The organism is Hyalangium sp. (genome assembly GCF_035629615.1).
Lineage (GTDB): Bacteria > Myxococcota > Myxococcia > Myxococcales > Myxococcaceae > Hyalangium.
On record NZ_DASPHO010000515.1, the window covers coordinates 1 to 3697 of the forward strand.

3 protein-coding genes are annotated in these 3697 nt (G+C 69.8%); 2 read left to right on the forward strand and 1 reads right to left on the reverse strand.

Annotated features, from left to right (window positions below; translation table 11 throughout):
• The coding region (locus VD972_RS26275; protein ID WP_324991483.1) for an amidohydrolase at window positions 1-1483 on the reverse strand (1483 nt) is incomplete at its 3' end.
• 174 nt (window positions 1484-1657) lie between these two features.
• Between VD972_RS26275 and VD972_RS26280 the strand changes: the two genes are divergently transcribed.
• Window positions 1658-3022 (forward strand): sigma 54-interacting transcriptional regulator, encoded by a 1365-nt coding sequence (locus tag VD972_RS26280; RefSeq protein WP_324991484.1) that lies wholly within the window; start codon window positions 1658-1660, stop codon window positions 3020-3022.
• Between the two features lie 290 nt (window positions 3023-3312).
• Window positions 3313-3697 (forward strand): hypothetical protein (locus VD972_RS26285; protein ID WP_324991485.1); only part of this gene is annotated, 385 nt, incomplete at its 3' end.

Sequence of the window (3697 nt, forward strand, 5' to 3'; positions counted from 1 at the left end):
CGCAGGCGCGGTCCTTCAGCGCGTCGCACCGGACCCTCAGCCCCAGCTCCTGCACCGTCGGCACCGCCGCCGGCTGCGCCACCAGCCGCGCCGAGGCGCCCGCCCGCTCACCCACCTCGAAGTCGCTGATGTCCACCGGGCCCGTGGCCGCGTCATAGGTGACCACGCCGTCCGCCCACACGCGCTGAGCCCGCGCATAGACGCTCAGCGGGTGCCCCTTCCACAGCGTCACGTCCGCCATCTTCCCTGGCTCGAGCGAGCCCGTCCGCTCGTCCGCGCCCATCACCCACGCCGGGTTCAGCGTCACCCAGCGCAGTGCCTCCTCCTCGGGGATGAGGATGCCGGACTCGCGCGCCCGCCACATCGCCTTGCCCGCCTCCTGGTTCAGCCGCTGGATGCCGTAGGCCGAGTCCGAGTGGATGACGGCCCTCCCCCCCGCCTGCGAGACGAGCCCCGCGTTCTCCGGGATGCCATCCCAGGCCTCCAGCTTGAAGCCCCACCAGTCCGCCCAGGTGGCCACCGCCACCTGCTTCTCGGCCAGCGTGTCCCGCAGCTTGTAGGCCTCCAGCGCGTGGTGGAAGGCGCGAATGGCGAAGCCGTTCTCCTCGGCCACCTGGAGCATCACCGCCATCTCGTCCGCGCGGTAGCAGTGGTTCTGCACCAGGATGTTGCCGCGCAGCACCTCCGCCAGCGTCTCCAGCTTCAAGTCCCGCATGGGCGGCGGGCCGGCCTCGTCCGGCTTCTTCTGCTTCTTCTGCTCCCAGTCCTCGAGCTTGTTCAGATAGTCGCGCGCCTGAGCGAAGGCCTGGCGGTAGCCGGCCACGTTGCCCATGCGCGTGGAGGGCGTCACCTTTCGCTCCGCACCGTAGACGCGGCGCGGGTTCTCGCCGCACGCCATCTTCAGCGCGTCCTTGGCGCCCGGAAAGCGCATCTCCGCCGCCGAGCGGCCAAAGTGCAGCTTCACCGGGAAGCCCCTCCCTCCGATGAGGTTGGCGCTGCCCGGAAGCACCAGCAGGGAGGTGACTCCTCCGGCCGCCGCGCGCCGCAGGCTGGGATCCTGCGGCCAGAAGCCGTGCTCGGCGTCCACCTCGGCCGTCACCGGCGCCGTGGCCTCGTTGCCGTCATCGTTGGAGAAGCTCGACGGCGATGCGTACACCCCCAGGTGGCTGTGGGCGTCGATGATGCCCGGGGTGACGTAGAGGCCGGTGCCGTCGAGCTCCTCGGCGCCCGGCGGCGTCGCCACCTCTGCGCTCTTTCCCACCGCCAGCAGCTTGCCCTCCGCGAACGCCACGGCCCCGTCCTCGATGGCGGGCCCAGAAGCAGGCATCACCGTGGCGTGCCGGATGACGACCGCGCGCGCCTGGCTCCAGCTCCGCGTCGCCTCGGTGGGCGTCGGCGGAAGGTTCGCGGCGCCAGGCGGGGGGGGGGTGGATGAAGGAGTGGCGCAAGACAGGAGCAGTGGAAGCAGGGCGAGGTAACGCATGCGGCGCCCCTTTACCACGCACGGTTCAGCGGCGCCTGGGCGTGTGGCCACGATGGGCCCTACCCGTTGGATTGGAATCCCCCTGCGAGGCCCCCTCAACCTGGAGCCTGGCGCGATTCCCGGCTTCCGGGAAATCACCACCGGGCCCAAAGACCACTAGAATCCCCCCCGTTCATGGCTCCCGTCCCTCCAGGCCCCATTCCTCTGCACACGGTCGTCGGCGCGCGGGCGCAGGCGGACCGGCTTGCCGCGCAGCAGTTCCACCTGGTGCTGCTGGACACCGAGCGCGCCGGCACCGTGTACCCCCTCTCCGGCGAGGAGCTCCGGATCGGCAAGGCCCCGGAGAACGACGTCGTCATCGACCACCCCACTGTCAGCCGCAACCACCTCGTGGTGCGCCGTCACGGGGATCGGTTCCTCGTCCAGGATCTCGACTCCACCAACGGCACCTTCCTGGACGGGGCCCAGGTGCGCGAGGCCTACCTGCGCCCAGGCGCCCTGCTGGAGGTGGGCGACGTGCGGCTGCGCTTCAGCCCCCACGTGTCCCCCGTGCAGATCGATCCCTCGGCCGAGGACCGGCTGGGGGACCTCGTCGGGCGCAGCGTGCCCATGCGGCAGATCTTCGCCCTGCTGCAGCGCATCTCCACCACGGACTCCACCATCCTCCTGGTGGGCGAGACGGGGGTGGGCAAGGGCGCCGCCGCCAAGGCCATCCACAAGCTGTCGCCCCGGGCCTCCGGGCCGCTCGTTGTCTTCGACTGCGCATCCGTGTCGGACTCGCTCATCGAGAGCGAGCTGTTCGGCCACGAGAAGGGCGCCTTCACCGGCGCGGTGAGCCAGCGCATCGGCTGCCTGGAGCGCGCCCATGGAGGCACGCTCTTCCTGGACGAGATCGACGATCTGGCGCTGGACCTGCAGCCCAAGCTGCTGCGCGCCATCGAGGACCGGGAGTTCCGCAGGCTCGGTGCCTCCAGCCCCGTGTCCTTTGATGCCCGTATCGTCGTGGCGAGCAAGAAGGATCTGTGGGCTGAGACGCAGGCGGGCCGCTTCCGCGAGGACCTGTACTTCCGCCTCTCCGTCTTCACCGTGAGCCTGCCGCCGCTGCGCGATCGCAAGGAGGACATCCCCCTCCTGGTGGAGGCGTTCGCGGGCGAGGGGCTGTGGGGAAGGCTGCCGGAGAAGGTGCGCGAGCAGTTCCTGGGCCACACGTGGCCGGGCAACGTGCGCGAGCTGCGCAACGCGCTAGAGCGGGCGCGGCACATGGCGGACATCCCCGAGCTGGCCGGGGACGGGCTGTTGCGCGAGTTCACCCGCGAGGTACCCGCCTCCGAGGGGGACTCGCTGCCGGTGGAGTTCACCGGCCCGTTCAAGTCCTGCAAGGAAGAACTCATCCGCGCCTTCGAGCGCGAGTACCTCACGCGCCTGCTGGGACGCACCAAAGGCAACATCGCCCGAGCGGCCCGCGAGGCCGAGCTGGACCGCAAGCACCTCTATTCCCTTCTGCACAAGTACGGCCTGGTGCAGAGCGAGGGGGACTAAGCTCAGCAGCTCGCGATCCTGGGCCAAGGGCCGCCCCGGACGAGCGCCACCTTCGACATGCAGATCATCGCGGTGAGCGCGCCGGGCTGCCCCGAGAACGTCGCCCCGCTCATCGAAGCGGACGATCCGGGCTTGCTCTACAGCGAAGTGGTGACAGTAGCAGTCCGTGGTGGGTGCAAGGCGACTGGAGGAGCTGATGTCAGCCCGGTGGAGCCTCCCACCGTTCGGAGCGCCGCCGATCAGAGGTACACTCCCGCCTGTGGTCCACCCCGTCACTCGCGGAGGAACCCTTGCCTCGACAGATCATCGCGGAGAACACCACCCGCCTGCCCGTCACTCGCAGTCATTACACGTTCGGCCTGGAGATCGAGGGCATGCTGAGCGTCTCCCGGCAGTCGGGCACCCTCTCCGAGAAGGCCGAGTACGTCCAGAACGCCACCCTCAGCTTCGGCCTCCCGAAGATCAAGTACGAGCTGGATCAGATCTTCGGGGCAAGCACCAGCGTCTCCACGGCCACCGCCGAGATCGTCACCGCGCCCTTCGCCGTAACGGCCATTGGCGCGCGCGAGCTGCTCACGGCTGTCAGAGCCGCCTACGTGAGCGCCCCCACGACCCGCATCACCTTCAATCCTTCCCCGGACTTCGGCGGCCACACCAGCCAGGCCCGCATCACCA

Bases quoted from the DNA above. Each gene is read 5' to 3' on its own strand.
- VD972_RS26280 (WP_324991484.1), top strand. From the start codon at position 1,658: ATGGCTCCCGTCCCTCCAGGCCCCATTCCTCTGCACACGGTCGTCGGC.